The organism is Lysinibacillus sp. FSL W8-0992 (assembly GCF_038008685.1).
Taxonomy (GTDB): domain Bacteria; phylum Bacillota; class Bacilli; order Bacillales_A; family Planococcaceae; genus Lysinibacillus.
Genome location: NZ_JBBOZQ010000001.1, coordinates 3,594,211 through 3,620,411 on the forward strand (window position 1 = coordinate 3,594,211; position 26,201 = coordinate 3,620,411).

The 26,201-nt window shown below is 38.6% G+C and carries 29 protein-coding genes; 5 read left to right on the forward strand and 24 right to left on the reverse strand.

Annotated features, from left to right (window positions below; genetic code table 11):
• Nucleotides 1-18: 18 nt before the first annotated feature.
• Nucleotides 19-1,539 (forward strand): CoA-acylating methylmalonate-semialdehyde dehydrogenase, encoded by a 1,521-nt coding sequence (locus NSQ74_RS18045; protein ID WP_340825164.1) that lies wholly within the window; start codon nt 19-21, stop codon nt 1,537-1,539.
• Nucleotides 1,540-1,626: 87 nt separating this feature from the next.
• Here NSQ74_RS18045 and NSQ74_RS18050 read toward each other — a convergent pair whose 3' ends face one another.
• The 9 genes from NSQ74_RS18050 to panB form a co-directional block, all read right to left on the reverse strand.
• Complete coding sequence (locus NSQ74_RS18050) at nt 1,627-1,953, reverse strand: DUF378 domain-containing protein (protein WP_340825165.1); 327 nt, start codon at nt 1,951-1,953, stop codon at nt 1,627-1,629.
• A 277-nt stretch (nt 1,954-2,230) separates the two neighbouring features.
• Nucleotides 2,231-2,713 (reverse strand): methylated-DNA--[protein]-cysteine S-methyltransferase, encoded by a 483-nt coding sequence (locus NSQ74_RS18055; RefSeq protein WP_340825167.1) that lies wholly within the window; start codon nt 2,711-2,713, stop codon nt 2,231-2,233.
• The gene (locus NSQ74_RS18060; RefSeq protein WP_340825168.1) at nt 2,700-3,614 is read right to left on the reverse strand and encodes a DNA-3-methyladenine glycosylase family protein; all 915 of its coding nucleotides are present in this window, start codon (nt 3,612-3,614) and stop codon (nt 2,700-2,702) included. Before NSQ74_RS18060 ends, NSQ74_RS18055 begins: the two co-directional genes overlap by 14 nt.
• Nucleotides 3,615-3,616: 2 nt before the next feature.
• On the reverse strand, nt 3,617-4,186 hold the full coding sequence (locus NSQ74_RS18065) for a bifunctional transcriptional activator/DNA repair enzyme AdaA (protein WP_340825169.1): 570 nt from the start codon (nt 4,184-4,186) through the stop codon (nt 3,617-3,619).
• A gap of 20 nt (nt 4,187-4,206) precedes the next feature.
• Nucleotides 4,207-4,977, reverse strand: coding sequence for an isocitrate lyase/PEP mutase family protein (locus NSQ74_RS18070; RefSeq protein WP_340825170.1), 771 nt, complete (start codon nt 4,975-4,977; stop codon nt 4,207-4,209).
• 172 nt (nt 4,978-5,149) lie between these two features.
• Nucleotides 5,150-7,921: an ATP-dependent DNA helicase DinG gene (gene dinG / locus NSQ74_RS18075; RefSeq protein WP_340825171.1), complete on the reverse strand. Its 2,772-nt coding sequence runs from the start codon at nt 7,919-7,921 to the stop codon at nt 5,150-5,152.
• A gap of 673 nt (nt 7,922-8,594) precedes the next feature.
• Entirely contained in the window at nt 8,595-8,978 is a 384-nt protein-coding gene (panD, locus tag NSQ74_RS18080; RefSeq protein WP_340825172.1) for an aspartate 1-decarboxylase, read from the reverse strand.
• A gap of 1 nt (nt 8,979) precedes the next feature.
• A complete protein-coding gene (gene panC, locus NSQ74_RS18085) occupies nt 8,980-9,834 on the reverse strand; it encodes a pantoate--beta-alanine ligase (RefSeq protein WP_340825173.1) in 855 nt (284 codons plus the stop codon).
• A complete protein-coding gene (gene panB / locus NSQ74_RS18090) occupies nt 9,835-10,671 on the reverse strand; it encodes a 3-methyl-2-oxobutanoate hydroxymethyltransferase (RefSeq protein ID WP_340825175.1) in 837 nt (278 codons plus the stop codon).
• Nucleotides 10,672-11,215: 544 nt separating this feature from the next.
• On the opposite strand from panB, the gene NSQ74_RS18095 reads away from it, so the two are divergent.
• The 3 genes from NSQ74_RS18095 to NSQ74_RS18105 are packed head-to-tail and all read left to right on the forward strand — an operon-like array spanning nt 11,216 to nt 12,962.
• Nucleotides 11,216-11,536 (forward strand): PadR family transcriptional regulator, encoded by a 321-nt coding sequence (locus NSQ74_RS18095; RefSeq protein ID WP_173478483.1) that lies wholly within the window; start codon nt 11,216-11,218, stop codon nt 11,534-11,536.
• On the forward strand, nt 11,529-12,128 hold the full coding sequence (locus tag NSQ74_RS18100) for a DUF1700 domain-containing protein (protein WP_340825178.1): 600 nt from the start codon (nt 11,529-11,531) through the stop codon (nt 12,126-12,128). The genes NSQ74_RS18095 and NSQ74_RS18100 overlap by 8 nt, the downstream gene beginning before the upstream one ends.
• Nucleotides 12,129-12,962, forward strand: a complete 834-nt coding sequence (locus NSQ74_RS18105) for a DUF4097 family beta strand repeat-containing protein (RefSeq protein ID WP_340825180.1) — start codon at nt 12,129-12,131, stop codon at nt 12,960-12,962.
• A 162-nt stretch (nt 12,963-13,124) separates the two neighbouring features.
• On the opposite strand, the gene NSQ74_RS18110 is transcribed toward NSQ74_RS18105, so the two are convergent.
• From NSQ74_RS18110 to NSQ74_RS18140, 7 genes are all read right to left on the reverse strand, one after another.
• The gene (locus NSQ74_RS18110; RefSeq protein ID WP_340825182.1) at nt 13,125-14,108 is read right to left on the reverse strand and encodes a biotin--[acetyl-CoA-carboxylase] ligase; all 984 of its coding nucleotides are present in this window, start codon (nt 14,106-14,108) and stop codon (nt 13,125-13,127) included.
• Nucleotides 14,109-14,219: 111 nt separating this feature from the next.
• A complete protein-coding gene (locus NSQ74_RS18115; RefSeq protein ID WP_340826498.1) occupies nt 14,220-14,750 on the reverse strand; it encodes a GNAT family N-acetyltransferase in 531 nt (176 codons plus the stop codon).
• A gap of 158 nt (nt 14,751-14,908) precedes the next feature.
• Nucleotides 14,909-16,084 (reverse strand): CCA tRNA nucleotidyltransferase, encoded by a 1,176-nt coding sequence (locus NSQ74_RS18120; RefSeq protein WP_340825183.1) that lies wholly within the window; start codon nt 16,082-16,084, stop codon nt 14,909-14,911.
• Complete coding sequence (gene bshA / locus NSQ74_RS18125) at nt 16,071-17,216, reverse strand: N-acetyl-alpha-D-glucosaminyl L-malate synthase BshA (protein WP_340825185.1); 1,146 nt, start codon at nt 17,214-17,216, stop codon at nt 16,071-16,073. The genes NSQ74_RS18120 and bshA overlap by 14 nt, the downstream gene beginning before the upstream one ends.
• A gap of 31 nt (nt 17,217-17,247) precedes the next feature.
• Nucleotides 17,248-17,652, reverse strand: coding sequence for a methylglyoxal synthase (gene mgsA / locus NSQ74_RS18130; protein ID WP_340825186.1), 405 nt, complete (start codon nt 17,650-17,652; stop codon nt 17,248-17,250).
• Between the two features lie 18 nt (nt 17,653-17,670).
• Complete coding sequence (gene dapB, locus NSQ74_RS18135) at nt 17,671-18,468, reverse strand: 4-hydroxy-tetrahydrodipicolinate reductase (protein ID WP_340825187.1); 798 nt, start codon at nt 18,466-18,468, stop codon at nt 17,671-17,673.
• Nucleotides 18,468-18,803 (reverse strand): nucleotide pyrophosphohydrolase, encoded by a 336-nt coding sequence (locus NSQ74_RS18140; RefSeq protein ID WP_024364257.1) that lies wholly within the window; start codon nt 18,801-18,803, stop codon nt 18,468-18,470. Before NSQ74_RS18140 ends, dapB begins: the two co-directional genes overlap by 1 nt.
• A gap of 114 nt (nt 18,804-18,917) precedes the next feature.
• Between NSQ74_RS18140 and NSQ74_RS18145 the strand changes: the two genes are divergently transcribed.
• Nucleotides 18,918-19,787, forward strand: coding sequence for a YitT family protein (locus tag NSQ74_RS18145; RefSeq protein WP_340825188.1), 870 nt, complete (start codon nt 18,918-18,920; stop codon nt 19,785-19,787).
• Nucleotides 19,788-20,031: 244 nt separating this feature from the next.
• Here NSQ74_RS18145 and NSQ74_RS18150 read toward each other — a convergent pair whose 3' ends face one another.
• The 8 genes from NSQ74_RS18150 to NSQ74_RS18185 all read right to left on the reverse strand — a co-directional run bounded on the left by NSQ74_RS18150 (nt 20,032) and on the right by NSQ74_RS18185 (nt 26,201).
• Entirely contained in the window at nt 20,032-20,706 is a 675-nt protein-coding gene (locus tag NSQ74_RS18150; protein ID WP_340826499.1) for a zinc metallopeptidase, read from the reverse strand.
• A 60-nt stretch (nt 20,707-20,766) separates the two neighbouring features.
• The gene (locus tag NSQ74_RS18155; protein ID WP_340825189.1) at nt 20,767-21,363 is read right to left on the reverse strand and encodes a DUF1405 domain-containing protein; all 597 of its coding nucleotides are present in this window, start codon (nt 21,361-21,363) and stop codon (nt 20,767-20,769) included.
• A 225-nt stretch (nt 21,364-21,588) separates the two neighbouring features.
• A complete protein-coding gene (locus NSQ74_RS18160; RefSeq protein ID WP_340825191.1) occupies nt 21,589-22,362 on the reverse strand; it encodes a menaquinol-cytochrome c reductase cytochrome b/c subunit in 774 nt (257 codons plus the stop codon).
• Nucleotides 22,363-22,404: 42 nt separating this feature from the next.
• Nucleotides 22,405-23,079 carry a menaquinol-cytochrome c reductase cytochrome b subunit gene (gene qcrB / locus NSQ74_RS18165; protein ID WP_024364262.1) on the reverse strand — a complete coding sequence of 225 codons (675 nt, stop codon included), beginning with the start codon at nt 23,077-23,079 and terminating at the stop codon, nt 22,405-22,407.
• Between the two features lie 22 nt (nt 23,080-23,101).
• On the reverse strand, nt 23,102-23,605 hold the full coding sequence (locus NSQ74_RS18170; protein WP_340825192.1) for a ubiquinol-cytochrome c reductase iron-sulfur subunit: 504 nt from the start codon (nt 23,603-23,605) through the stop codon (nt 23,102-23,104).
• A 155-nt stretch (nt 23,606-23,760) separates the two neighbouring features.
• Complete coding sequence (locus NSQ74_RS18175; protein WP_340825193.1) at nt 23,761-24,210, reverse strand: DUF2487 family protein; 450 nt, start codon at nt 24,208-24,210, stop codon at nt 23,761-23,763.
• Between the two features lie 150 nt (nt 24,211-24,360).
• The gene (locus NSQ74_RS18180; RefSeq protein WP_024364265.1) at nt 24,361-24,918 is read right to left on the reverse strand and encodes a ReoY family proteolytic degradation factor; all 558 of its coding nucleotides are present in this window, start codon (nt 24,916-24,918) and stop codon (nt 24,361-24,363) included.
• Nucleotides 24,919-24,932: 14 nt separating this feature from the next.
• A complete protein-coding gene (locus NSQ74_RS18185) occupies nt 24,933-26,201 on the reverse strand; it encodes a tetratricopeptide repeat protein (RefSeq protein WP_340825194.1) in 1,269 nt (422 codons plus the stop codon).

Consider the following 26,201-nt stretch of genomic DNA (forward strand, 5'->3'; position numbering starts at 1 on the left):
GAAGGAGGAATGTTTAGGATGGTAACGAATACAGGCTTAAAAGAATTAGGGCATTTTATTAATGGGGAAATTGTCGTTGGCAAAAGTGGGAACTTTTCTAATGTATATAACCCTAGTACAGGAGCAGTAATTGCACGTGTCCCTCTTGCAACAAAAGAAGAAGTGCAAGCGGCAATCGTTAGTGCTAAAAATGCATTTCCAGCTTGGCGCGGACTTTCCGTTGGGAAACGTGCTGAAATTGTGTTGAAGTTTCGGCAATTACTAACAGCACGCATGGATGAATTAATCGACTTGATTTGTACAGAAAGCGGGAAAACGATTGAAGATGCCAAAGGTGAAATTACAAGAGGCTTAGAGTCAGTTGACTTGGCAATCAATGCCCCTCATTTAGTAAAAGGCGAATATTCAGTTAATGTAGGTGGGAATATTAATGCATATTCTGCAAAAGCACCACTTGGCGTTGTTGCAGCGATTTCCCCTTTTAATTTCCCCGTGATGGTTCCACTTGCTATTACAAGTATGGCAGTTGCTGTAGGGAATGCCGTTATTTTAAAACCGTCTGAGCGTGTTCCTTGCTCTGCACTCTTTTTATCAGAGCTTTGGAAGGAAGCAGGTTTACCAGATGGGATTTGGACAGTCATTAATGGTGACAAGGATACAGTCAATGAGCTTTTAACGAATCCTTCCATTGAGGCTATTTCATTTGTCGGATCAACACCAGTTGCTGAATATATTTATGCAACAGGCTCTAAACATGGGAAACGTGTCACAGCATTAGGTGGTGGCAAAAACAATATGGTTGTTATGCCTGATGCAGATTTAGAACAAGTTGCCAATGCCTTTTTAGGTGCAGCTTATGGTGCTGCATCACAACGATGTATGGCCATTTCTACAATCATTCCAGTTGGCGAAACTACAGCTGAAAAGCTTGTAAAAATATTAGCTGATAAAATTTCAGCTTTAAAAGTAGGACCTTATACTGACAAAGAAGTTGATTTTGGTCCTGTTATTACTCAACAATCGAAAGATGCTATCATAGGCTTTATTGAACGCAGTCTTAAAGAAGGTGCTACTATCGTATGCGATGGTCGTCAACCAGAAATTTCGAAAAAATCTAATGGTTTTTATTTAGGCCCAACATTATTGGATCACGTAAAACCAGGTATGGAAATTTATGAGCAAGAAGTATTCGGACCTGCTCGTAATGTCGTACGTGTGCAAACATTGGAGGAAGCTATTGATTTAATTAATAATCACGAGTTAGGAAACGGCGTAACTATCTTTACAAATAATGGAGCAGCTGCTCGTAAATTCACTTCTGAAATTGAAGTGGGTATGGTTGGCGTAAACGTGCCTATCCCAATACCTGTCGGCTACCATAATTTTGGGGGCTGGAAACGTTCAAAATTTGGTGAAGGTCATATGTTTGGACCAGACCAAGTCCGCTTCTTTACGAAAGCTAAAACAATTTCCGAAAAGTGGTTTGAAGATACTACAGAATCTGCATCATCCTTTGCTTTTCCTAGTAATAACGACTAGAAATACAAGCCGTCTCACTGTGCATATGAGACGGCTATTTGTTACTAAAAAACTGATGTACCAACTTGGCCATCAGTTTTTTAGTGCTTACTTTTTCTTGTTATTTATATCTTTTTTGTTCGTTTTTGGAACATCTGTGAAATCTGCTTCTTCCCCAGCCTCCATACCATAACTCGGATTGCTATTAATACGAGTATGTGGATCGAAGTCCGCATCCTCATCCAAACGCTTCATGAGAATTGGAATTGATACAAGTCCAGCTAGTCCGACAAGCGCATATACCCATCTAGACAATACCGCTGTTTGTCCACCAAATAAATAGGCGACTAAATCAAATCTAAAAAATCCTATTAGTCCCCAGTTAATTGCACCAATAATTACGAGAACTAAGGCAATCCTATATAATACACCCATTCGTAGTACCTCCTTTCTTCTATAGTGTGGCGAAGCAAATCACATGTCTGGCAAAGATAAACCTTCACCATTGTAAAATGCAACACTTTGCTATGACTAATGGCAAACTGACCATTGGCCAATGTGTCATGTAAGTTATTTACAACACTCATAATGACGGTCTTATTTTTCGCAATAACTGTTTTTTTATACAAAGGTACGCTTTGCTAGTCCATAACTGCAAAAGAGCATACAAAAAGCACTAATAAATCTATTAGCGCTTAATATTTAGTACTCGTTATTTACCTTTATGAAATGACTTTTCATGCTGAAGTAACCATTCTTTCCGCCATAAACCGCCAGCATAACCAGTTAAAGTACCATTTGAGCCAATAATACGATGACAAGGAATAACAATGCTTAATTTATTTTTGCCATTTGCATTGCCAACAGCTCTTATCGCTTTTTCATTGCCAATTGACATGGCAATCGTTTTATAAGTCCCTATTTCAGCGTATCCTATATTAGTCAATGCTTGCCATACTCGGTTTTGAAAGTTGGTGCCTTCAACGCTATATGGAAAAGTAAAAGTAAAACGTTGTCCTTGAAAATATTCATCCAATTGCTTTAGGCAATCAAGTAAAATTTTCGGTGTTGAATCATTTTGGATATTTATTATTTGTTGTCGCTCGGAAAACATAATTGAACAAACAGCTTTATCACTTCCTATAATTTCTATAATACCGATAGGAGAATTGTAATCCACTTTATACTTTGTCATATAATGACCTCCATAAATAAAAGGTTGCATATGCTTGCCACCCTTGCCATTGTGCTTCAAACTCTTTTAATTCATCTATTGTCGGTTTTCGATCTAATGCTAGTTGCATTTTCAAGGCATTATGAAGCCCTACATCTGCAATAGGAAACGAGGTTGGATCATGAAAACATTTCATTAGGACATAATCCGCAGTCCATGCTCCGACTCCTCTTATTGCCATAAGAAATTTCTTCATGCTCGTACGATTTTGTTCCTTCAACAATTTTTCTTTATTTAATTCACCACTTGCCATCGCTTGTGCAATTGTAATTATATATTCGGCTTTTCGAACAGTAAATTGTAATGCTTTTACATCTTCTACTTCTAAAGACGCGATTTTTTCACATGTTGGAAATACTAAATAGGTTTCCCCTTTATACGTCACACTTTCACCAAAATGTTCAACAAATCGTTTTTTTAGTGTATAGGCGAATGTTAAATTTATTTGTTGTCCGATAATCGCCCATACAAGTGCTTCAAATAAATCAGGAATACCTATTATCCGTAATCCATAATATTTTTTTACAGGTTGTTGCAAAATAGCATCTTGTTGTGCCATGTTATAAAAAGGCGCCAAGTTTCGATCTAAGTCGAACCATTCCCTTATATAAGCTATCACTTGTTCAACAGCAGCTTTAGAAGGCGTTTTGAGTGGAAAGTGAACCTGAATCTTTTGTGCGCTATAGCCAATTTTACATAGGATGAATTCATTATTAATTTTTAGTAATTTGTATAAAATTTTATCTTTTATCGTATGCAGTACTTCTTGATCGGATCTAGCTAAAAATAATAAGCATTCATCATAGTTAAATAGCATTGGCGTACTTAGCTCGATGTGGCATTTTTCATCTGACTGTTTCATATTCATAGCTCCTTATATTGAAGGCTTCGATATTCAGTAGGAGAGCAATCTTTTTGGCGACGAAAAACTTTGTAAAAATTAGAAGAACTGCGAAATCCAGTTTCAAAGCAAATTTCTAAAATGGTTAAATTTGTACTCTTTAGTAAATGTGCTGCTTTATCAATTCTTATTTTTTCTAAATAAGTTCGTGGGGTTTCAGCCGTTGCTTGTTTAAATAATCGTTCAAGATGGAATGGGCTTATCCCAACATGATTGGCAATATGTTGCAACGTAAGCGATTGCTTGTATTCTTTCATTAAAAATGATGTAACCGCTTTGATAAGTTGCGCATGTGGAGAGTGCTCAACTTCAGGTTGACACCGTTTGCAAGCACGAAAGCCTGCTTGCTCAACCTTTGTTATATCATCGTAAAATGCTACATTTATTTTTTTCGGTTTTCTTGACCTGCACGAGGGACGACAATAAATTTTTGTCGTTTTCACTGCCGTAAAAAATAATCCATCATAAGTTCGATCACAAGCCATTATTTTCTCCCACATTTCATCAAATGAAAGATTTACGGTACTGTCCATTAAATGCCTCCTTGCTTCAGCTATTTTTCATATAAAAATGACGTATCTCTCGTCTCGACTAACTGTGTCGCATTTTTTGTCAAATAAGCAATGATTGTATCTGATAATGCATTGCCAAAGCTAAAACGTTTAACGCCTAATTCTTGTAGCGTCTGACAATTCGTTAAACCTGGTAACGACATTAAATTAATGGGAGCATCTATAGCTGAAGTAATTTCTTTTATTTCTTCATGATCTATCAGCCCTGGTATAAAAATTCCACTAGCACCACTGTCCACATATGCCTTTGCTCTTGTCATTGTATCCAAAAATGGCTGCTCTGTTTGAAAATATGTATCTGTCCTTGCATTAATAAAAAAGTCTTTATAGCCATGCTGATCTAACATTGTTCTCATTTTTTCTAACAGGGAGCAATGTTCATTCATATTTCTTAGCCCTTTTTGTTGTTTTAGTGAATCCTCAATATTGATACCTGCTACACCAATATCTGCTGTTCTTAATACATTATCCAAAATTGTTTTCGTATCGCTTCCATACCCTGCCTCAATATCTGCTGAAACTGGGATATTTACATTATCCGTAATCGCTTTAATTATAGCTAAATGTCTATTAAAATCTATACATTCTCCATCTGCATAACCGAGCGAATTCGCAATTCCCCAGCTTGTAGTACCAATTGCTTTAAATCCTGCTTTTTCTAGTGTTAATGCAGATAGTAAATCCCAGGCATTCCCTAATAATAATAAATCTTGTGCGGCATGTAATGCATTGAATGTTTTTATTGTCGTCATATTTAATCCCCCTATACGTGATAGATATCATCTTAACAGGGGTTCAACAGTCATTTCGTCCTCATTCTTGCTGTTATGGTCTATTGCAGGCACTTTAATGACAATGAAAAAGCCACCTCTTTGCACCAATTATTAAAAATCCCTTCTAGCATAATGCTAAAAGGGACTTTTATTATTTTTGCCAATTACTTAATTCTTTTAAAAGCTCTGGTAATTGTAGTTTTCTCACATCTATTGGTGGTAATGCATCAATAAATTCTTTTCCATACGATTTTGAGCTAATACGACGATCTAACACAATAAATGCGCCCTTATCTTGCGAAGAACGGATTAATCGGCCAAAACCTTGCTTAAAACGCATAATTGCTTCAGGTAAAGACAGCTCCGTAAAGGAGTTGCGCCCTTGCATTGTAAGGTGTTTGGCACGTGCCTTGAACACTGGCTCCTCTGGAGAAGAGAATGGCAGGCGTACAACGATTACGGAAGATAGTGCGTCACCTGGGACATCTACTCCTTCCCAAAAGCTATTTGTTCCAAATAACACTGCCTGGCTAAATTTCTGAAACGATTTGAGAATACGCATCCGACTACCACCTGTAACACCTTGTGCAAAGAGCATATAGTCATCGAGTAGTTCACTATCTTGTATTAGTTCAACTGTTTTTCGCAGCATATCTTGTGCAGTAAATAAGACAAAGCAGCGGCCTTCTGTCATGCGAACTGTACGTGTAATGGCGTGCGCAACTGCCTCAATATATTCCGCCTGTGTAACTTTTTGAATGTCCGGCATATCTGTGACGATAAACGCCTTTGCACCTGCATAATACGAAGGAGGTGCCTGTAACTGTACGACATGCACACTGTCTGAAATACCTAGCTGCCGTGTAATAAAACGTTCATTGCCTGGTACAGTTAATGTTCCTGAAGTCCAGACGATACTTGCTTGGTTACGGAGTGGTGCAAGTACCTTTTCAATTATTGGTGTGACATTTACTGGCTTTTTATAAACATGTAGACTCCCTGGTACACTGCGCAAATCAAACTCAAACCACACTGAATTATCATCTTGTGGTAAAAGGAAAATTTCCTCCCATTCAGCAATTCTTAGCTTCATTTCACGAATCCAATAATGCCACTCGGATAATATAAATACTTCATTTTTGTCTAATTGCTCAATATTATTTTCAAAAGCTTTGCCAGCATCTACTGCAAGGTCTAGCCATTGCTGTAATAGTTTGCTTACTTGTAAAAGTGGCTCTTTTGCAAGTAATACATCCTCTAAAAACAGTGTACACTTGCTACTTGTTTGTTTGCCTTTAATTTGCTGTTGTACTTTTTGTACTACACGCTGGATTGTTTCGTCAAACACACGCTGTAGACGTATAAATTGTTTATCTAGTTGCTGTAAGCTTTGCATCGGAATGCGCTGCTTCTTCTTTGCAGCCTGACTAAATTGCTGAAAGAGAGCTGTTTCTTCCATTGTACCAATTTGGCCAAAAACATATTTCCATTGTGTATATGAAAAGACCGTTTCATCCTGTTGCATAGCTGCTTGAATAACTTGATGGGCTTCGTCAATAATCCAACCATCGATTTGTGTAAAAATTGGCGTTTGACGAACTAAATCACTAATTACCATCGAGTGATTCGTCACGATGCAATCCGCTGTTGCACTATTTTTTAATGCTTGCTCGTAGAAATCAAAGCCTTTTGTCGATTTTTCGTCAGGTATTTTGCGGATTTTTTCTAAAAATAGCTGTCCTCCACCAGAAACATTAAGTTCACTTAACACACCAGTTTGGGTTTTTGTCAGCCATACTAGCAATTGTAAAATTGTAAAGGTATCGTCATATGATTCATCTGCATATGCTATACATTGCTCAAAGCGTGCGAGGTCAATATAATGTTGCATGCCTTTAAGTACAGCAACATTTACTTTTGTGCCAAGAATTTTTTCGATTTTTGGTAGTTCCTCTTCTACAAGCTGCTCCTGTAAATGTGCTGTATACGTACTAATCGCTATCTTTTTATTGTGCGCTCGTGCATATAAAATACAAGGTAAAAGATAACCAACCGTTTTACCGATGCCTGTAGAAGCCTCGATAATACATTCTTCTTTCCTGTTTAATGCTTGCCAAATCGTATCCATCATTGCAAATTGAGCAGGTCGTTGCTCGAAGTTAGGCATAGCCTTTGTCATCATCGCTTCTTTGTCTTTTGCCGTTTGAGGATAAGGTGCTAGTTCCGGTTTAAAAACCTGTTTTTGACGACCATCACAAATCGCAAAATTGCGATAGTAGGTAATATGTTCATCAGTCGAACTTTGATGGCGTTTTATTTGTAGTGCCTCAAAGAAAAGCTGGGATAAATTAGATTTTAAACGGAACGAGCGTTTATGCATTTGTTCAAGCGTTAGCTGCGGAAGGTTTAGAAGCTCATTCCAACTACGTTTAAAAAGCTCAGCTGTTGCAAGTGCGTCATCGTCCGCTCTATGTGCATTTTCAAGTTCAATATTTAAATCCGCTGCTAAATCACCTAGCTTAAAACTAAGTGACATAGGGAATAAAATTTTTGCTAGCTCTACCGTATCCATTTTCTTACCATGCCATTTCGGTAAACCAGCTCGTTTGAATTCTGCTTGTAAAAAGGATAAGTCAAAATCGGTATTATGCGCGACAAAAACACAATCGGCAATCAATTCATATATGTAGTCCGCATGTGCCTCGAACGGCAAGGCATCTTTGACATCCTCGTCCGTAATATGCGTTAAATCTTGAATAAAGGACGGAATAGATTTACCTGGATGAATAAATTTTGTATAAGTTCGTTCTATTTCCCAATCCTTCATAATTACAATGGCAATTTGAATCATACGGTCACCATTTGCTGGAGAATGACCTGTCGTCTCCAAATCAACAATTGCATACTTTTGACTTTCCATCATACATCTCAACTCACAGTTCACATTAGATAGATGAATTTTATCATAAATTCATCGCGCTGGTCATCCTTCCACCATCTTGGATGAAAGAAAACGCTTTTTCGCTAATGTTTTTCCATAAAACTCCTTAAAATTGTTTGAAAATTGTTTGAGTGACTGGCACTTTTACATAATTCCAAAATTGTTTCAGAATTGTGTGAGTGCCTGACACTTTTACATAGACAACTAGCAAAACATAGGCTTCTAAAAGCGTAAAAATCCACTTCACTTTCCGCGGGCACAATGTAAGCCGCAACCGTCGCTATCGCGCCGCCTTTTGCGTCTTACATTGCGTGCTATTCCCGCAGGAGTCTTCGTGGATTTTTACTTAGTTATAATAAATTTTCCTACTTGCAGTGCTGCTTAATTTCAAAATTGTTTCAGAATTGTATGAGTGACTGGCACTTTTACATAGACAACTAGCAAAACGTAGGCTTCTAAAAGCGTAAAAATCCACTTCGCTTTCCGGCGGGCACAATGTAAGCCGCAACCGTCGCTATCGCGCCGCCTGTTGCGTCTTACATTGTGTGTTATTCCGCAGGAGTCTTCGTGGATTTTTACTTAGTTATAATAAATTTTCTTACTTGCAGTGCTGCTTGATTTCAGAATTGTTCCAGAATTGTGTGAGTGACTGGCACTACAATATAGTGGCTTCAGGCTCGTAGGCAATCATTTCTTTTATTGTATTACCTTCTCCCATAATCGCTACAGTTGGTTTATGTTCTTTTGCCTCTGCATTATCCACATAAACATAAGAGATAATAATGACGATGTCTCCGCGTTGTACAAGGCGCGCTGCTGCACCATTTACACAAATAACACCTGAGCCACGCTCACCTGCAATAATATAAGTTTCAAAGCGAGCACCATTATTATTATTTACGATATGCACTTTTTCGTTTGGTAGCATACCAACTGCATCTAAAATATCCTCATCGATTGTGATGGATCCTACATAATTTAAATCCGCTTCCGTTACAGTAGCACGGTGGATTTTGCTATTCATCATCATTCGTAACATGTTATTTTCCTTCTTTCACATTAAAGATACAATTATCGATTAATCGCGTTTGACCGATATAGACAGCAGCTGCTAAAAGGACTTGTTCCGTTTGAGCTGTTACTGGTAGTAGGTCTGGGTAAGCCAATAATTCAATATAATCAATTTTTCCATGTGTGCGTGCAGTGATGTGCGCCTTTGCTTTTGCCAGTGCCCCAGTTGCATCACCATTTGCTAGAAAGCTATCTCTAGCAAGCTGTAAAGCCTCATATATAGCCGGTGCTTCACTACGATCTTTAGCATTCAAATAGACATTGCGCGAAGATTTTGCTAAGCCATCCTCCTCACGTACGATAGGCACGACACGCATTTCTAACGGGAAATGATAATCACGTATCATCGTAGCGATAATAGCCGCTTGCTGTGCATCCTTTTGACCGAAATACGCACGGGTTGGCTGAGTTAAGTGAAATAAAATTGATACGACCTGTAATACGCCATCAAAATGCCCTGGTCGGCTTGCGCCACATAAAATTGTTGCCTGCTCGCCTGCATAGATGCGAATACCACCATTATGCGGATATATTTCTTCAACACTTGGTGCAAAAACAATATCTACACCTACAGATCGTGCTAAAGCCGTGTCTCGTTCTAAATCACGAGGATAACTTTCAAAGTCCTCGTTTGGACCAAATTGCGTCGGATTAACGAAAATACTCATAACAACAAGGTCATTTTCTACACGTGCTTTTGACGCTAATGTTAAATGGCCTTCATGCAAATAACCCATCGTTGGCACTAAACCAATTGTTTTTTGCGCTTTCTTAGCTGTTTGAATTTCTGCAGTTAGTGCTTCGATTGTCATGATGACTTTCATTTATTTAACGCCTCCGTATAACTGATCCAATGCTTCATCCTTCATCGTGAAGGAGTGGTTTAATGTAGGGAATGTCCCAGTCTTCACTGCATTTACAAAATTAGCAATACCACTACTTGCTTCACTTCCCATATCGGCATAGCGTTCCACAAATTTTGGTACATGATGTGATCCATAGCTAAGCATGTCATGGAAAACTAACACTTGTCCATCTGCTTCAAGTCCAGCGCCAATGCCAATCGTAGGAATAATTAGTGCAGCGGAAACTAGCTCTGTTAGCTGGTGTGGAATACATTCTAATACAATTGCACAAGCGCCAGCAGCTTCACACTTTTTGGCATCCTCAATAAGTTGTTTTGCCTGTTCGGCTGTCTTCCCTTGTACCTTATAGCCCCCAAGCACTCCTGCTAATTGCGGTTGCAAGCCTAAGTGCGCAACGACTGGGATCCCTGCTGATGTTAATTTACTTATAACCGGCAGTACATCCCCTGCACCCTCTAGCTTAAGAGCATCTGCACCAGTCTCCTGCATCATAGATACCGCAGTTTTTAAAGTGTCGTTAATATCACCTTGATAAGACCCAAATGGCATATCCACGATAACAAACGTATTTTTTGCCCCACGACGGACAGCTTTTGCATGGTGAACCATATCCGCTACGGTAACTGGCATCGTTGAAGGATAACCAAGCACTACCATTCCAAGCGAATCCCCTACGAGAATCATTTCAACGCCTGCTTCTTCTGCAAATGTTGCGGAAGGGTAATCGTACGCCGTTAACATAACGATTTTCTCTCCTGCTGCTTTCATTTTTAAAAAATCTGATGTCGTCTTCATTGTGTAGTCCTCCTTTTTTTAAGGAAAAAAACAAAAAGACCTTTCTATTCCTTAAAATGGACAGAAAGGTCATGTGTTCGTTCAGAACCGTTTTACCTCATTGTTGTTAACATACCAGCAGGATTTTGTTTGCTATGCAACTAAAAATCCGTGATATGACGATGAGGTTTTAACTTCATTTAAACAAATAGAAACCAGCCATTTCAACTTTTATAGTTAGGCTATTTCTACTGAATCAAGTTAAATTTTGAACGCATCGTTTTCTTCCGTCCCTGTCTATAAAGATCAAGGCAGATATTTGTTGTAATTTGTAAATTGCTTTTGAAGGTGCCGTTCACAAAGGATACTGCCCTTCAGCACTACTATAACAGATTCCAATTAATCTTCAAATATTTTTTTCTAGCAATGGACGTCCCCTAGTATTTCGTTCGAACATTTTTTTCACAAAAATTGACAAACACATATTATACGTCATATACTATCAGCATACTATACAGCATATAATATAAAACCTTGTATAGGTAATTGAATGTGAGGTGGAAAGATGACATTTCAGCTAGGCTCCGCATTACTCGATGCTTGTGTACTTGCGATTGTTGATAAGGAAGATGCATACGGCTACTCATTAACACAGCAGGTACAATCTGTGATGGATATATCCGAATCAACGCTGTATCCGGTTTTACGCCGTTTACAAAAAGCAAACTACCTAACAACATATGACCAGCCCTACCAAGGGAGAAATAGACGGTATTATCAAATAACCGAGCAAGGGCGTATACGATTGCTAGAGCTTTTACAGGAGTGGCAAATGTATAAGCAAAAAGTTGACTGTGTACTTTTAGGAGGGAAATTAGATGGATAGAGTAAGCTATTTAAAAAAGCTACGAGGCAAATTAAGTCGGCTTCCTGCGCATGAGCTAAATGCTGCGCTTGTCTATTATGAAGAGTATTTTGATGAAGCAGGCGCAGAAAATGAGCAGCAAGTCATTTCACAACTAGGTTCTCCCTCTGTTGTTGCTTCACAAATAATGGCTGACTTTGCTTTAAAGGACTTAGATGCAACACCCGCTTCTACAAAGAAAAATATGACCGCTATTTGGCTCATTATTCTTGCAATATTGTCGGCACCATTATCTTTACCAATACTAGCAGTTGCGGTAGCACTTATGATATCGGTTGGAGCAGTCATTTTTAGCGTTGTTGTGGCGATTGTTGCAACAGTTCTAAGCATCTTTTTAGGCGGTGTTGTGGCACTCATTGCAGGCTTCTTTGTTTTAACAGAGCACTGGCCAACAGCATTGCTCTTTATGGGAATAGGACTAATTGTTACAGGATTGGGTGTTTTACTTTTCCCTGCCGTAGCACGCTTGATTAAGAAAATTGGTCTTGTTTGTGTGGAAGTATTGGCAAGTTTATTCCGTAAAATTACAAAAAAGCGTAAAGGGGGATTTTAGATGATTTCGAGATCTAAGCTCATTGCGCTTAGTATGATTACTTTAGGTATTTTACTTGCCGTAATTGGTTTTTCCTCTGGAGGAAGATGGTTTATCATAAAAGAAGATAACGGCTTCACTGTCCCAGCTAAAAATGGGCTCGAAAATAATTTTTATGCACTTGAAGCATTTACAGATCTACACATAAACAATGACTACGGGGATGTTGAAATACTTCAGTCAGATAGCTATACATTAGAAACAAACGTTATGAAAAATACGGACGTAACTTATAGTATGAAAGATGGCACTTTGACAGTTGAAACGAAAAGTAAAAGAAAAAGCGGTATGACGATTGGCATCGGGACATTCAAATCACCTTCCATAAAAATTACTGTTCCAAAAGATACAAAATTAAATTCCATAGTTATTGACAGTAATTTTGGCGATACAACGCTTAAAGGATTCGATTACAAGCAATTAAGCCTTAATGAAGATTATGGAGATATTCTACTGAAGAATATTGCAGGAGAAAAAACCGAGATTACTCAGTCTTTCGGTGATTTAACACTCAAGCAATTTAAAAGTAGCGGTCTTGTTGTTGAAAGTGAACATGGGGATATTACTATTAATGGGACACTGAACGGTCAATCCAACATCACCTCTAGCTTTGGAGATACTTTACTACACTTAGACAATAAAAAAAGTGATGTAGGTTTCGAATTGAATACAAGCTTCGGAGATATTTCAGTAAATGATAGTTCGCAAAATAGTAAGGTTTCTCAGCTCCTTGCAGGAGAAAATCAGCTAAGCGTTTCACTTTTACATGGAGATATAGCATTATCTCTAAAATGATAACAAGATGCTGGGATAAAATAGAAAAAGAGTTAGATTGATTGCAATCAATCTAACTCTTTTTTGCTATGCCGTTGATGGCATGGCCGGTACAACGGTCGCTTTTCGCTAGAGTTATCTTTTACCCCTGTTTCAAAAAGCATTGTCGAGTAATTTAATTTTTTATAAAATTTTAATATCCCCCGAATAAATTGTTCGAATTGTACCATCATTTAATGTTAGCTGTAGCACACCTTCATCTGTAATGCCGCTAGCAATGCCTTCAAAACGTTCTCGTAAAGTCGTCACTTCGATACGTTGTCCTATTGTGCATGACATTTGCTCCCATAGCTCTTTAATACTGGAGAAGCCCTCTTTTACGAATAGCTCAGTAAACTGCTCTAAATATTGTAAAATCGTTGCGACAAGTGCAGCACGATTAATTTCTTCTCCTGCAGCTATGCGTAGCGATGTGGCAATATTTGCGATGTCAGGAGAAAAATCTTTTTCTTGCTGGTTAGCATTGATACCAATCCCGACAAGTAATGCTTGTACAAGGTCTGCCTCTGCCTGCATTTCTGTTAAAATCCCCGTACATTTTTTGCCGTTTATAAGTAAATCATTTGGCCATTTTATTGCAGGCTCTACATGTTTATATAATGTTTTAATGGCCATTGTAACTGCAACGGCAACGACAAGTGTAAATGAAGATGCTTGCTGTGGTGATACATCAGGTCGTAAAATAATGGTCATCCAAATACCTGTACCTTTTGCTGATTCCCATGGTCTAGACATGCGACCACGCCCTGCCGTTTGTTCTTCACCAATAACAATCGTTCCATCTGGGGCACCTTCTTGTGCTAGCTTATGCGCAATTGATTGTGTAGAATCCACGACATCAAAATAGTGAATTTGTCGTCCTAACCGCTCTGTTTTTAAAAATAATTCTAATTGTGTTGGACTTAAGCTATTCGGCACACCAGTTAACACATAGCCTTTTTTCTTAACCGTTTCAAAAGTGTAGCCTTCCTCCTGTAACGTCTGCATATGCTTCCAAATTGCAGTACGTGACACCCCTAGTGAATCTGCCAAGTCTTGTCCTGAAACTGCCTCACCGCTAGCTGCTAATAATCTTTTTAAAATTTCATCCTTCATGGACATACTCATACTCAAACCAATCCTTTAGTATTTTTCTTCATTGCACCTAATCACAACAGTGGCATTTCAAATATATCATCTATAACGAACTTGTCTCGTTAGCAAGAGATGCAATAAGATTTACCATTCATGCTTTAAAATACTGTATAAAAGGGAATCTCGCCAGCCATCTCTTAATAACAAATCTTGTCGTAATTTACCTTCTTGAGTCATGCCGATTTTTTCTAACACTTTTGCAGAGCCTAAATTTCTCGGGTCACAAGTTGCAAAAATACGGTGTAAATTTAATGTACTAAATCCAAATTCAATTAGTAGCTTCGATACTTCTGTAGCATACCCCTTTGCCCAATAGTCTGGGTGAATAATATATCCAATCTCACCTTGTCTATTCGTAAAATCTCGAATATTAATTTCCCCAGCACCGATTAACCGTTCCTTTTCCATAACAGCAAAAACAAAGCGACTTCTTGGCATGTTTGTAGCTTCCAACATTACTTGCGTGACAAACTCATATGACTCTTTTTCGGAATTAGGACCCCATGGTTGATATTGGCAAACAATTGGTTGAGATGCATATTCATGTACAGCTTTCCAATCGTGTTGCTCTAACTCTCTCAGTATAACTCTCTCTCCTATTAGATGGTCAATCATCATCCACCCCACCTTGATTGAAATTTTGTTTATGTATAAATCGTTTCTAGTTTTCACTCAAAATGCTAACAAAAAGATAAAGCAAGTGACCTTGTAATGACGTAATTTCAATGGTCACTTTTTGTCACTTGCACTATTTTCATTATATAATCAACTATTTATTCTTTAAGGTCATACTCGCGCGCAAACCAATCCTTAATGTGGTTTTGCTCATTAGTAAGTTCCCCATTCACAACGGCCGTTAAAATTAATTGTAAAGCTTCTTTTAACCATGGTCCCCGTTTTTGTCCTGACCATTGCAATAAATCCATTCCATTCACTACAAGCTCTTGGCGATGTCTTATTGGTAAGCTTGCCTGAACCTCCCGTATGCTTTGCTGCGAGTGGTTCATTAGCTCTTTCAACTGTGCAAAGTATTGTGCCGCTTCGAGCTCCTCTAGCGAATACGTAAAATAGTCCATACTTGTCCAGCCCTTTTGTAACGCATGGAATGCACCTAAAACAGCCTTAACAAATGCCATTTCCTTATTCGATAAACGATAGGCACGCAACACTTCCTGCCATTGGTCACCTTGTATAAGAGCAAAATACGCCCAACCGCAAGTTGCATTTTGTACAGAAAAGCCTTTCCATTGTTCGACTTGGAAGTCACCTTGCAAATAGGACACTAATCCACTTTCTTCAAGCTTTTTAATGCCATTATAAACATCTTTCCCTACCCACAGCTTATCAAGTTCAGCCTTAATGCGCTCTTTGGCAACCCAGGCAATATCTGAAGCCTTTTCCTGTATTGCCTGAAGTGTCTTAGCTTCGATCGTAAAGCCAAGCTGTGCTGAAAAACGCACAGCCCTTAGCATTCGTAAGGCATCCTCAGCAAAACGCACTTTTGCTTCTCCTACTGCTCGAATAACGCCAGCCTCAATATCACGCTGCCCATTATAATAATCTACAAACGTGCCATCTCGACGCATAGCTATTGCATTCATCGTAAAATCACGGCGCTGTAAATCCTCTTTCAGGGACCTTACAAAATGGACTTCCTCTGGTCTTCGATGATCAGTATACTCTCCATCTGTGCGATACGTTGTAACTTCAACTGGTGCTGTTGGCTCAAGAACTAGCACGGTGCCATGTTGAATACCAATATCAACGGTACGATTAAAAACAGTTTTAACTTCTTGTGGCAATGCATTTGTCGCTACGTCTACATCATGTGCTTGACGATTTAATAGGGCGTCTCGCACAGCTCCGCCTACGACAACTGCCTCAAAGCCTGCTTCCTCTAATTGTTCAATAACTGAGAAAGCAGCTTGCCATTCTTTATTGTTTTGCATGGTTTTTTTCAGCAACCTTTTCATACAGTTGTTCATACTGCTCGACAATTTTAGATGAGTGGAATTTTTCACTAACTGCTCGCATCGCTGCTTCGCGGAAACGAAGTAGCTTATCTTCATCGTTCAATAACTGTACAGCATAGTCAGCAACAGCATCCGTATCGCCTAATTCCACTAAATAGCCATCTACACCATGATCAATGACTTCTGGTATTCCACCAACGGTCGTACCAATACATGGCACACCACAAGCCATTGCTTCAAGCAATACAAGTCCAAAAGATTCCTGTTGTGACAGTAATAGCTTCAGATCACTAATAGCGTACAATTCATCTAAATTTTCTTGTTTACCTAAAAATAAGACGTCCTTGACATACGGGCTTTCTTTTACTTGATCCATCACACGATGCTTTTCGGGTCCATCCCCTACTAACAATAGCTTCGCTTTTATATTTCCTCGGATTTTCATAAACGCATCAATAATATGAGGGAGGTTCTTAATTTTACGGAAGTTAGAAACATGAATGATGACTTTTTCATCTTCTTGAATGCCAAACTGCTCTTTTAAATTACCAGCATCTTGCGGACGATAGACACGCTCATCCACGAAGTTATAAATCGTTTCAATTGGCTTTACAGTATCAATAAGTTCGTAGGTTTGTTCTTTTAGTGACTCTGAAACTGCAGTTACAATATCAGACTTATCAATACCATATTTGATAGCTTGTGACAGCGTAGAATCCTGTCCAAGTACGGAAATATCCGTGCCATGGAGTGTTGTCACAATACCAATATTTTGCCCACTCATTTCTCGGGCTAGCACCGCACATACGGCATGTGGGATTGCATAATGTACATGTAGTACGTCTAACCCTTCATCTTTAATCACGTCCGCCATTTTACTCGCTAATGCAATATCATACGGCGAATACTGAAATACTGAATAATTGTTCACTTCTACTTCATGGAAAAAGACGGTCGGATAAATTTTATTCAATCGAAATGGTACGCTTGAGGTGATGAAATGAATTTCGTGCCCTCTCTCTGCAAGCATTTTTCCTAATTCTGTTGCAATAACACCAGAGCCTCCAACTGTTGGATAACAGGTAATGCCGATTTTTAGCTTTCTCATTCGATAATCATCCTTTCTAAATTCACGTCTTTTAGTCTCGTCTTTCTTGAATCAGTCTCCAATCCACAAAGCCCTCTTGTAGGCCTTTTAGTAGTATTTCTGCAGTTCCCATATTTGTTGCCAGTGGCACTTGGTAAACATCACAAAGACGGATAAGTGCAGAAACATCCGGCTCATGTGGTTGCGCTGTTAAGGGGTCACGGAAAAAAATGACCATATCCATATCATTATTGGCAATCATTGCGCCAATTTGTTGATCCCCACCAAGGGGACCCGAGCGAAAACGTGTAACCTCTAAGCTTGTAGCTTCCATAACACGTTGCCCTGTTGTACCTGTTGCATAAAGTGTATGTTCATTTAAAATATCACGGTAAGCGATAGCAAACTGTACTAGATTATCTTTTTTGCGATCATGTGCAATTAATGCGATTTTCATAAATTTTCCATCCGTTCTTTAGATGATGTTTTCTAAACCATAAACTAGCTGATCCATTTTCATAACTTCTTCTACACAAAATGCAACACCGGACATAAAGGAGTTACGATTTAATGAGTCATGACGGATTGTTAATAGTTGACCGTCTCCTCCAAACAATACTTGCTGATGTGCCACTAAACCAGGTAAGCGAACAGAATGAATTCGCATACCATCAAAATCAGCCCCTCTTGCTCCTTCAATCGTTTCTTTTTCCTGTGGATGACCTTGCGTTTTTTGTGCTCGCACCTCTTGGATTAGTTGTGCTGTTTTGACACCAGTACCAGATGGCGCATCCAACTTTTGGTCATGGTGCATTTCAATGATTTCTACATCTGGTAAGTATTTTGCTGCTTCTTTAGCAAATTTCATCATCAGGATTGCCCCAATTGCAAAGTTTGGTGCGATAATGCAGCCTAACTCCTTCTCATTAGCAAGTGCTGATAATTCTTCAAGCTGAGCATCTGTAAAACCAGTTGTGCCAATAACTGGTCGTACATTTAAATTTAAAGCCTCTTTTGTATGATTGTATACTGCATGTGGATTCGTTAAATCTACTAAAACGTCAGGGGCAGTCGCTTCTACTAGCTCGTTCATATCTGTAAATATTGGTGCTGTATAGCTTGCTGGGAACATTTCTAAATCAGCTAATGTCTGGCCAACCTCTTTATAATCTAGTACAGCTACTAACTCCATTTTGGCATGTTTCATAACTGTATGTACAGCTTCAGCTCCCATTTTTCCTCTTGGCCCTGCAATTGCTACACGAATCGACATTATTCCTCTTCCTTTCTTGTCCAGCGATCCTTATCTCTCGTTTCAAATTTATGTATGACGCGTAAAAGTGCCTCATCTAATTTTATACCTTGTGCATTAGCAAAGCATACTAAAACAAAGAAAAAGTCACCTAATTCTTCTTCAATACTATTCGTTTCTTCAGTGCTTTTTTTCTTTTTCTGTCCGTAAACGTCTTGCACTTCGCGTGACAATTCTCCAAGCTCCTCCGTTAAACGTGCGAGTAGTTCAAAAGGAGGGAAATAACCTTCCTTAAATTGCCCTATATAATCATCCACACGTTTTTGCAAGGCTTGCATCGTTATCTGTTCTGTCATCCAATATCACACTCCTATTTACCATCGTATAAAATTTACACCATTGTTGTCAAAAACAATAAAATAACAGATAATAAAACCACTACTTCATAGTTAGGAATTACAGGAGGTCTTATGTTTAAACAGATCAGAATTCGTAATATTATCGCAATAATGCTCGGAGCAGCCATTTTTAGCTTTGGTTTTGTACACTTTAACATGCAAAATCAGCTAGGTGAAGGTGGTTTTAGTGGGATTACCCTTGTTCTTTATTTTACACTAGGTTGGGATCCTGCATTACTTAATTTAATATTGAATATTCCAATGTTTATTTTAGGTTGGCGTCTACTTGGTAAAAAATCTTTTATTTACACATTAATAGGTACAATTTCAGTATCCATCTTCCTGAAAATCTTTCAGAAATATCAGTTCACAATTCACTTAGAGGATGATTTATTCCTCGTAGCATTGTTTGCGGGTGTTTTCGTTGGACTAGGGCTCGGTATTGTTTTCCGCTATGGTGGCACTACGGGCGGTGTGGATATATTAGCACGTCTAGGCCATAAATATCTAGGCTGGAGTATGGGGAAAACAATGTTCATGTTCGATGCTATTGTTATACTATTATCATGGCTAACATTTTTAGATGCACGTTCTATGATGTATACGCTTGTCGCAGTGTTCGTAGGCGCACGCGTCATCGATTTTGTTCAAGACGGAGCCTATGCAGGGCGCGGAGCACTCATTATTTCGGAGAAGTCTAGCACAATTGCAGATTTGATTTCGTTACGTATGGAAAGAGGCGTGACGATTTTAGAAGGACATGGTCACTTTACTAAGCAGGAAAAAGAAGTGATATACTGCGTTGTTGGACGCAATGAAGTTGTACGTTTAAAATCAATTATCCATGAGGTCGATCCTCATGCCTTCGTCTCTATTTCTGAAGTTCGAGATGTTGCTGGAGAAGGCTTCACGCTCGACGATCAAAAACAACCATTACATTAAGAATAGGCAAAAGAGCAAAAGTGTTAGATTGATGCTAATTCAATCTAACACTTTTTATTGCTAAACACGATATTGTACGCTACGGCGGTTGCTTTCAACAGGTTCATGGATATCTATCGGCGATTTCCCCTGTCCTACCGGCGATTCATGGACTTCTATCGGCGATTTCCCCTGTCCTACCGGCGATTTATCATACAAATAAAAAAGCTTGTTATAGTGGTCATCCCACTATAACAAGTTTTTCTTAGTCGTCATTACGCATATTTGTAAAGATTAAAATTAATCGTAATAATTCTAAAACAGCTACTGCTGCAGCAGCTACATAAGTTAACGCAGCGGCACTTAACACTTTACGTGCTGGACGTTCCTCTTCATTCGTAATAATACCAAGTGAATTCATTTGCACGAGGGCACGCTTTGATGCGTCGAACTCAACTGGTAATGTTACTAATTGGAACACTACGCCTGCTGCTAATAAGACGATACCTAACAATAACATATTAGATAAACCTGAAAAAATCCCGATCATAACGAAAACCCAAGATGCGTTTGATGAAATATTCGCAACTGGAACTAGCTTACTACGTAAAGTAAGCATTGAATATGCCTCTTTATGCTGTATCGCATGGCCTACTTCGTGGGCAGCAACTGCTGCACCTGCTACACTTGCCTCATAAAAGTTACTTTCTGATAATGCGACTGTTTTTGTCGCAGGGTTGTAGTGATCAGATAACACACCTTGTGTTGGCACAACTCGCACATCGTACAAGCCGTTCGCATCTAAGATCGCCCTTGCTACCTCAGCACCAGTTTGTCCCTTCATGGTACGTTCCTTTGCAAACTTATTATACGTACCTTTTACCTTCATTTGAGCGTACAATGGCAGTAGCATAATAATCGCAAAATAAACAATATACATGCCTGTTGACAATTTTCTAACCCCTTTCTACCTCGATACTATAATTCTATAGAGATTTCCCTAATTGGGCAAATATTTGCGCCACCTAATTGAGAAAATAGCGATAAAAATACAAGCAATTGATAACCAAAAAGTAAAATATCCAATGGCACTTGTATATTCAGCTAAATCACGATACATTGGCATTTGCCCAAATACATAGTCTATGACATCATTATGCAATGTCCATACAGCTGCAACCACAACATGCCAATATGAAAATACATATTTACCGATGTAAAGGACGCCTTGGAATGCCATCGCAAAATGTGAGCCGATAAGCATCCAGCCTTGCCAGCCGATGTAGCCTGTTTCAACGAGAGTCCAGAGATTCATTACATCTGCCCAAATACCATATTTAACTAATGTGACAAGTGCTAACACTTCCATTAATGGCCATCTTTTTCCTAATATCCATGCCAACAGCACAAAACAAAAAAACAAACTAGCAGTCGGACTATCTGGTACAAAAATATAAAAAATCGGCTTCGTAATCGCTAATTGCCAGCCATACCAATAATAGCCGTAAATCGTTCCTAATAAGTTAATAAGTAGTAATACTATTAAAAATGTTTTATGCGTAAGGAGGTACCAAATATTTGCACGTGTCATTTGCATGATTAAAACTCCTTTACTATCCGTCCATACTAAGATGTCTTTTTCTTTAACTTTTATGTATTTTTTGGCGGCTAAGCCTCTATGGCACTTTTAAGTTACAACAAGTGGCTCATTGCAAAATAAAGTTGTATCCATAGACTTTCCTAATTAATTATATCAAACCTATGTGCTAAATGTTTAATAAAAGCTAGAAAAAAAGAGTCAGTTTCCCGACTCTTTTTAACATTATTCAGCTTTTAAGCTTTCGATAAATTCAGCTAGCTTTTGAAGATCTTCATCAGATCCTGTCCATAAACCTGCTGGCATTTTACCACTTGGTGAACCATTGTGGGCAATGTCTTTAATTTCATCAGCTGTTAAGCCTGTATTCATAAGTGTTGGCGCACCAGCACCACCTTCTAAGCCTTCACCATGACATGTAATACATGCAGAGCCAGCATAGATTTGGTAACCTTCTGAGCCTTTATCGAACTCTACAGTTTCCACGATAGCACCTTGAATTTTTTGAGCTTCCCAGTCATGATTTACAACTGACTCCCAAGTTAAATAGAACATAGCAGCCAATGTTAATAACATAAACGCAGTTGGTAACGGGCGTTTAGACGGACGGCGTTCTGGACTCTTATCTAAAAATGGCATTAATAATAGCGCTCCAAATGCTAGACCTGGAATGACAATTGCTCCGATAACATTATATGGACCAGAAGCAAATGAGTATTTTAAGAGTTGGTACATGAATAAGAAGTACCAGTCCGGTAATGGCGTGTATGCTCTTGTTGGATCAGCTGGCCCTTCAAGTGGAGATGGGTGAGCGACTGTTAACAATAAATAAGCGATTAAGAAAACAGCACCTACCATCCATTCTTTTAGTAAGAAGTTCGGCCAGAAAGCTTCAGTTTTACCTGGATATTCGGAATAATCCTTTGGAACGTTCGGCATTCTGTGATTCGCTTTAATACGAGAATCGCCGACAAATTTCATTCCTTTTCCGCGATGCATAGTGTCCCCTCCTTTAAAAAATCATCGAACCGTCAAGAATTATTACAACGGCCCTGAAATTCCTTGACGTCGAATCATGATAAAGTGTGCTGCAAGTAACCCAAACAATACTGCAGGCAAGAAGAATACATGAATCGCAAAGAATCGTGTTAACGTTTGAGCACCAAGAATAGTACTGTCACCCGCTAATAATACTTTAATCATCGAACCAATAAATGGTACAGATGCCGCAATTTCGATACCTACTTTAGTAGCGAACAATGCTTTCATATCCCATGGTAATAAGTATCCTGTAAAGCCAAGACCCATCATTACACCAAAAATACCTACACCAACCATCCAGTTTAACTCACGAGGTTTCTTATAAGAACCTGTGAAGAATACACGAAGCGTATGTAAGAACATCATTACAATTACTAATGAAGCTCCCCAGTGGTGCATACCGCGTACGATTTCACCAAATGCTACTTCGTTTTGTAAATAATAAACTGATTTCCAAGCATTCACGACGTCTGGTACATAGTACATTGTTAAGAACATACCAGATAGAATTTGAATTACTGTGATGAAAAATGTTAATCCACCGAAGCAGTAAACGAATGCTGAAAAATGGTGTGCAGGGTTCACGTGCTCTGGCACTTCGTGGTCGGCAATATCACGCCAAATCGGTGTAATATCTAATCGTTCATCGACCCAATCATAAATTTTGTTTAGCACTGAATTCGTACCCCCTTACAAATTAAACTAGAGTATTTGCTCTTGCTGGACCAATCATTAAATAACCATCTTTTTCTTGTACTTCAAATTCATCCAACGGACCTAGAGGCGGTGTACCTGCAATGTTTTTCCCGTTTTTCTCGTAACGCCCTGCATGACAAGGACAGAAGAATTGATTTGGGTGTGCTGAATCGCCATTCCAGTCCACCATACATCCTAAATGCTTACAAACAGGTGATAGAGCAATTATTTGGTCGCCTTCTTTGTAAACCCAAGCTACGTTTGTAACATTAGATTTGTACCAAGCGTCAACTTGTTCAAATGTGAAGTCAACTTTAACTGGCTCTGCATTGATGTCAGCGACTTTATGTTCCGTTTTGATAAAATCCCCACCCTCATGCTTTTGTAAAACTGGGTCAATTGCAAAACGAACCATTGGCATCAACATACCTGCCGCCATAAATCCGCCAACACCAGTAAGTGTGTAGCTTAGAAATTGACGACGTGAAACTCGATTGTTACTCATCCTTTTCCCCCCTCTAACTTTAAAGGTCAGTCCAACGGACATACTTTTACAAATAGTAATACTAGGACATATCTATGATATATCAAGTCCATAGCTTGGTCAATATAGCATTCTGTGGAAACCTGGAGAATGTGAACATTTATTGAAACAAATTGCTAAATTTGTGACCATTTGGTCGAAAATGCAGGTATTACTTGACGTAACTGATCTTCGAGAATGGTATTTTTCACGCTCATATCCATGGATTCTAGTGGAATAGCCGGTAACCAAATAATATTTACAACATCTCCAATATTTGTCCAAAAATGGTCACAAGTAATGAAGAACACATGCTTAAAGCCAGCAGTATGTAATTGTGTTTCTAATTGCACTGGCATTTCTTCGCTTTTTAAAGCAGTACTATACGAAAATGGTGGCATGACTAGTAAGCGGCCTTTAAACTGTTGTTCGATAAAAGCTGTAAGCGATAACAAAAAATCTGATTCTGCACCACTTTGCTTCAATTTTTCAGCACTAAAATCGATTCCTACGAGTGGAATAATTGCCGTATCGATAAAATCCTTCTGCGCTAAAAACGATGTCACATCGTTAGCATTAAAATACATCCAATAACCCCCCTACTGTTACAAATATAAAAATGCCCTTTTCCACTCTTTTATAGGATAACCAATAAAAAGTGAAAACAATCATTCACTAGTCATGTTACCATATAGAGGTGGATAAAGGGCATTCAATTTTTACCTATTGACTTAAGACTATTGTAAATTAGCAGTTTCTTTTAAAACTTGTAACAAATTAGACAATTCATAAAATCGTTCTTCATCGCCTTTATCTAATGCTTCATCAATTTGTGCAAGTAATTTTTCTTCTTGGAATACGAGTAAACTATTGGAAAGTAACTCTTCTGCCAGTAAACGGTCTTTTTCACTAACAATTAATGTTTCTGGCATATAAGGGTTTTCTTCAAGAACTGCTAAGTATTGTGCACTTGGCGGTATATTTGGAAAGTTCAGTTGTATATACATATCTTCTTGTTCATGTAAACGTAAGTCATGGAACGATTTTTCAGCATCTGCTGTCATCACATTGCCTTTATAAAAACGAAATGGTACACCTGTTGAGTCTACTGTAGACATCACCATAGCTCTAGGACAATAGTGCGCTTCTTCTACAAACCGTATTCGTTTTAACAACTCATCATTACTTAATAAGTAATTTAAAATCCATACACACTCACGACGTTTTAATTGGTAATTTTTCAAAAACCAGCGAACAAATGCTTTTTTATCGACAACTGATACAGAAGCAGTCATACCCACTCCCTCCTTTACTCTAATTCTAAGCCTTCTAACATCTCTTGCCATTGTGGTTCACCTGGTTGAAGCTTGATTAAATGACCGAGAACTTCTTTAACTTCTGAACGCTTGCCTTCTTCTAATAAGAAATAAACATATTTTTCTAAAAATGCTGCGTCTTCCTTAAAATCAGTATATGCCAAACGGTAAAATTCGTATGCACGGTCGTACAATTCTAAATTTGCATATGCGTCTGCAGCGTAGGGATATAAAGTTATCCATTCAAAATCATTTTTTTGTAATGTCTCAAATAATTCAACGACATCTTCATAGCGTTCTTGTTGCGTAAATACGGAAATAAGCGTTAGCACGGCTTCCATATACTCAGGATCTAACGCAACTGCTTCTCGCAAATAATTTTCTGCTTCTTCTGGCAAAGCGTTTTTTAATGCCATTTTACCAGCAAATAAGAATAATGATTTATCGTACTCATCGCGCTTCAAGCCTTCTTTAATAGCTGCATAAGCTTTTTTATTGTCCTCTGTCATGGCATAGCTTTCCGCTAGCAATAAATAAGCTGAGAAATAGTCAGGGTCTAATTCTTTTAAGTCCTCTAATTGCTTAATCGCCAATTCATATTTTTGCGATTGGAACGCAGCATATGCAGCACCAAATAAAGTATCTGGCTTCACTTCGTCATCTAGAGCTGCTAAATAATAGTCTAAAGCTGTTTCATAGGCAGCGCCCGCACGATATACTTCAGCTAGTCGTTCAACGAGACTGATGCCTGCAAATTCCTCTTGTTGCTCATGTAATTCTTCGTAAAGGCGCGCAGCCTCTAGAAAACGTCCTGTCTCAAATAATAACTCTGCTTTAGCAAAATGTAGTAGTGGCTCATCAGGTAAGATCGCTAACGCCTCGTTAATGCGCTTTTCTGCCACTTCAAATAAACCTTGCATTTGATAATAATCGGCTAGCACTAGTAATGCTTGCGGATACTCTGGGGCTGTATCTTCGACTGCTAACAACATGTCTAATGCCTCGTCCTCATCACCAAGCTCCATTAAGACGTTGGCACGGTCAATTTTTAGTTGTGCCTCCTCTGGGAATAAAAATTGCAGATGCTCCAGTACACGGTCCGCTTCTTTCATGTAACCATATTGCATAAAAACTTCCGCTAGTGCGTATATTTCCTCAGGTAATTCCTTCATTAAAAAAGATTCTAGAAGCTGATCTATTAAAGCTAAATCCCCTTGCTCAAGTGCTTGCATCATTTCCGTCATTGCATTATTCACAGTCAT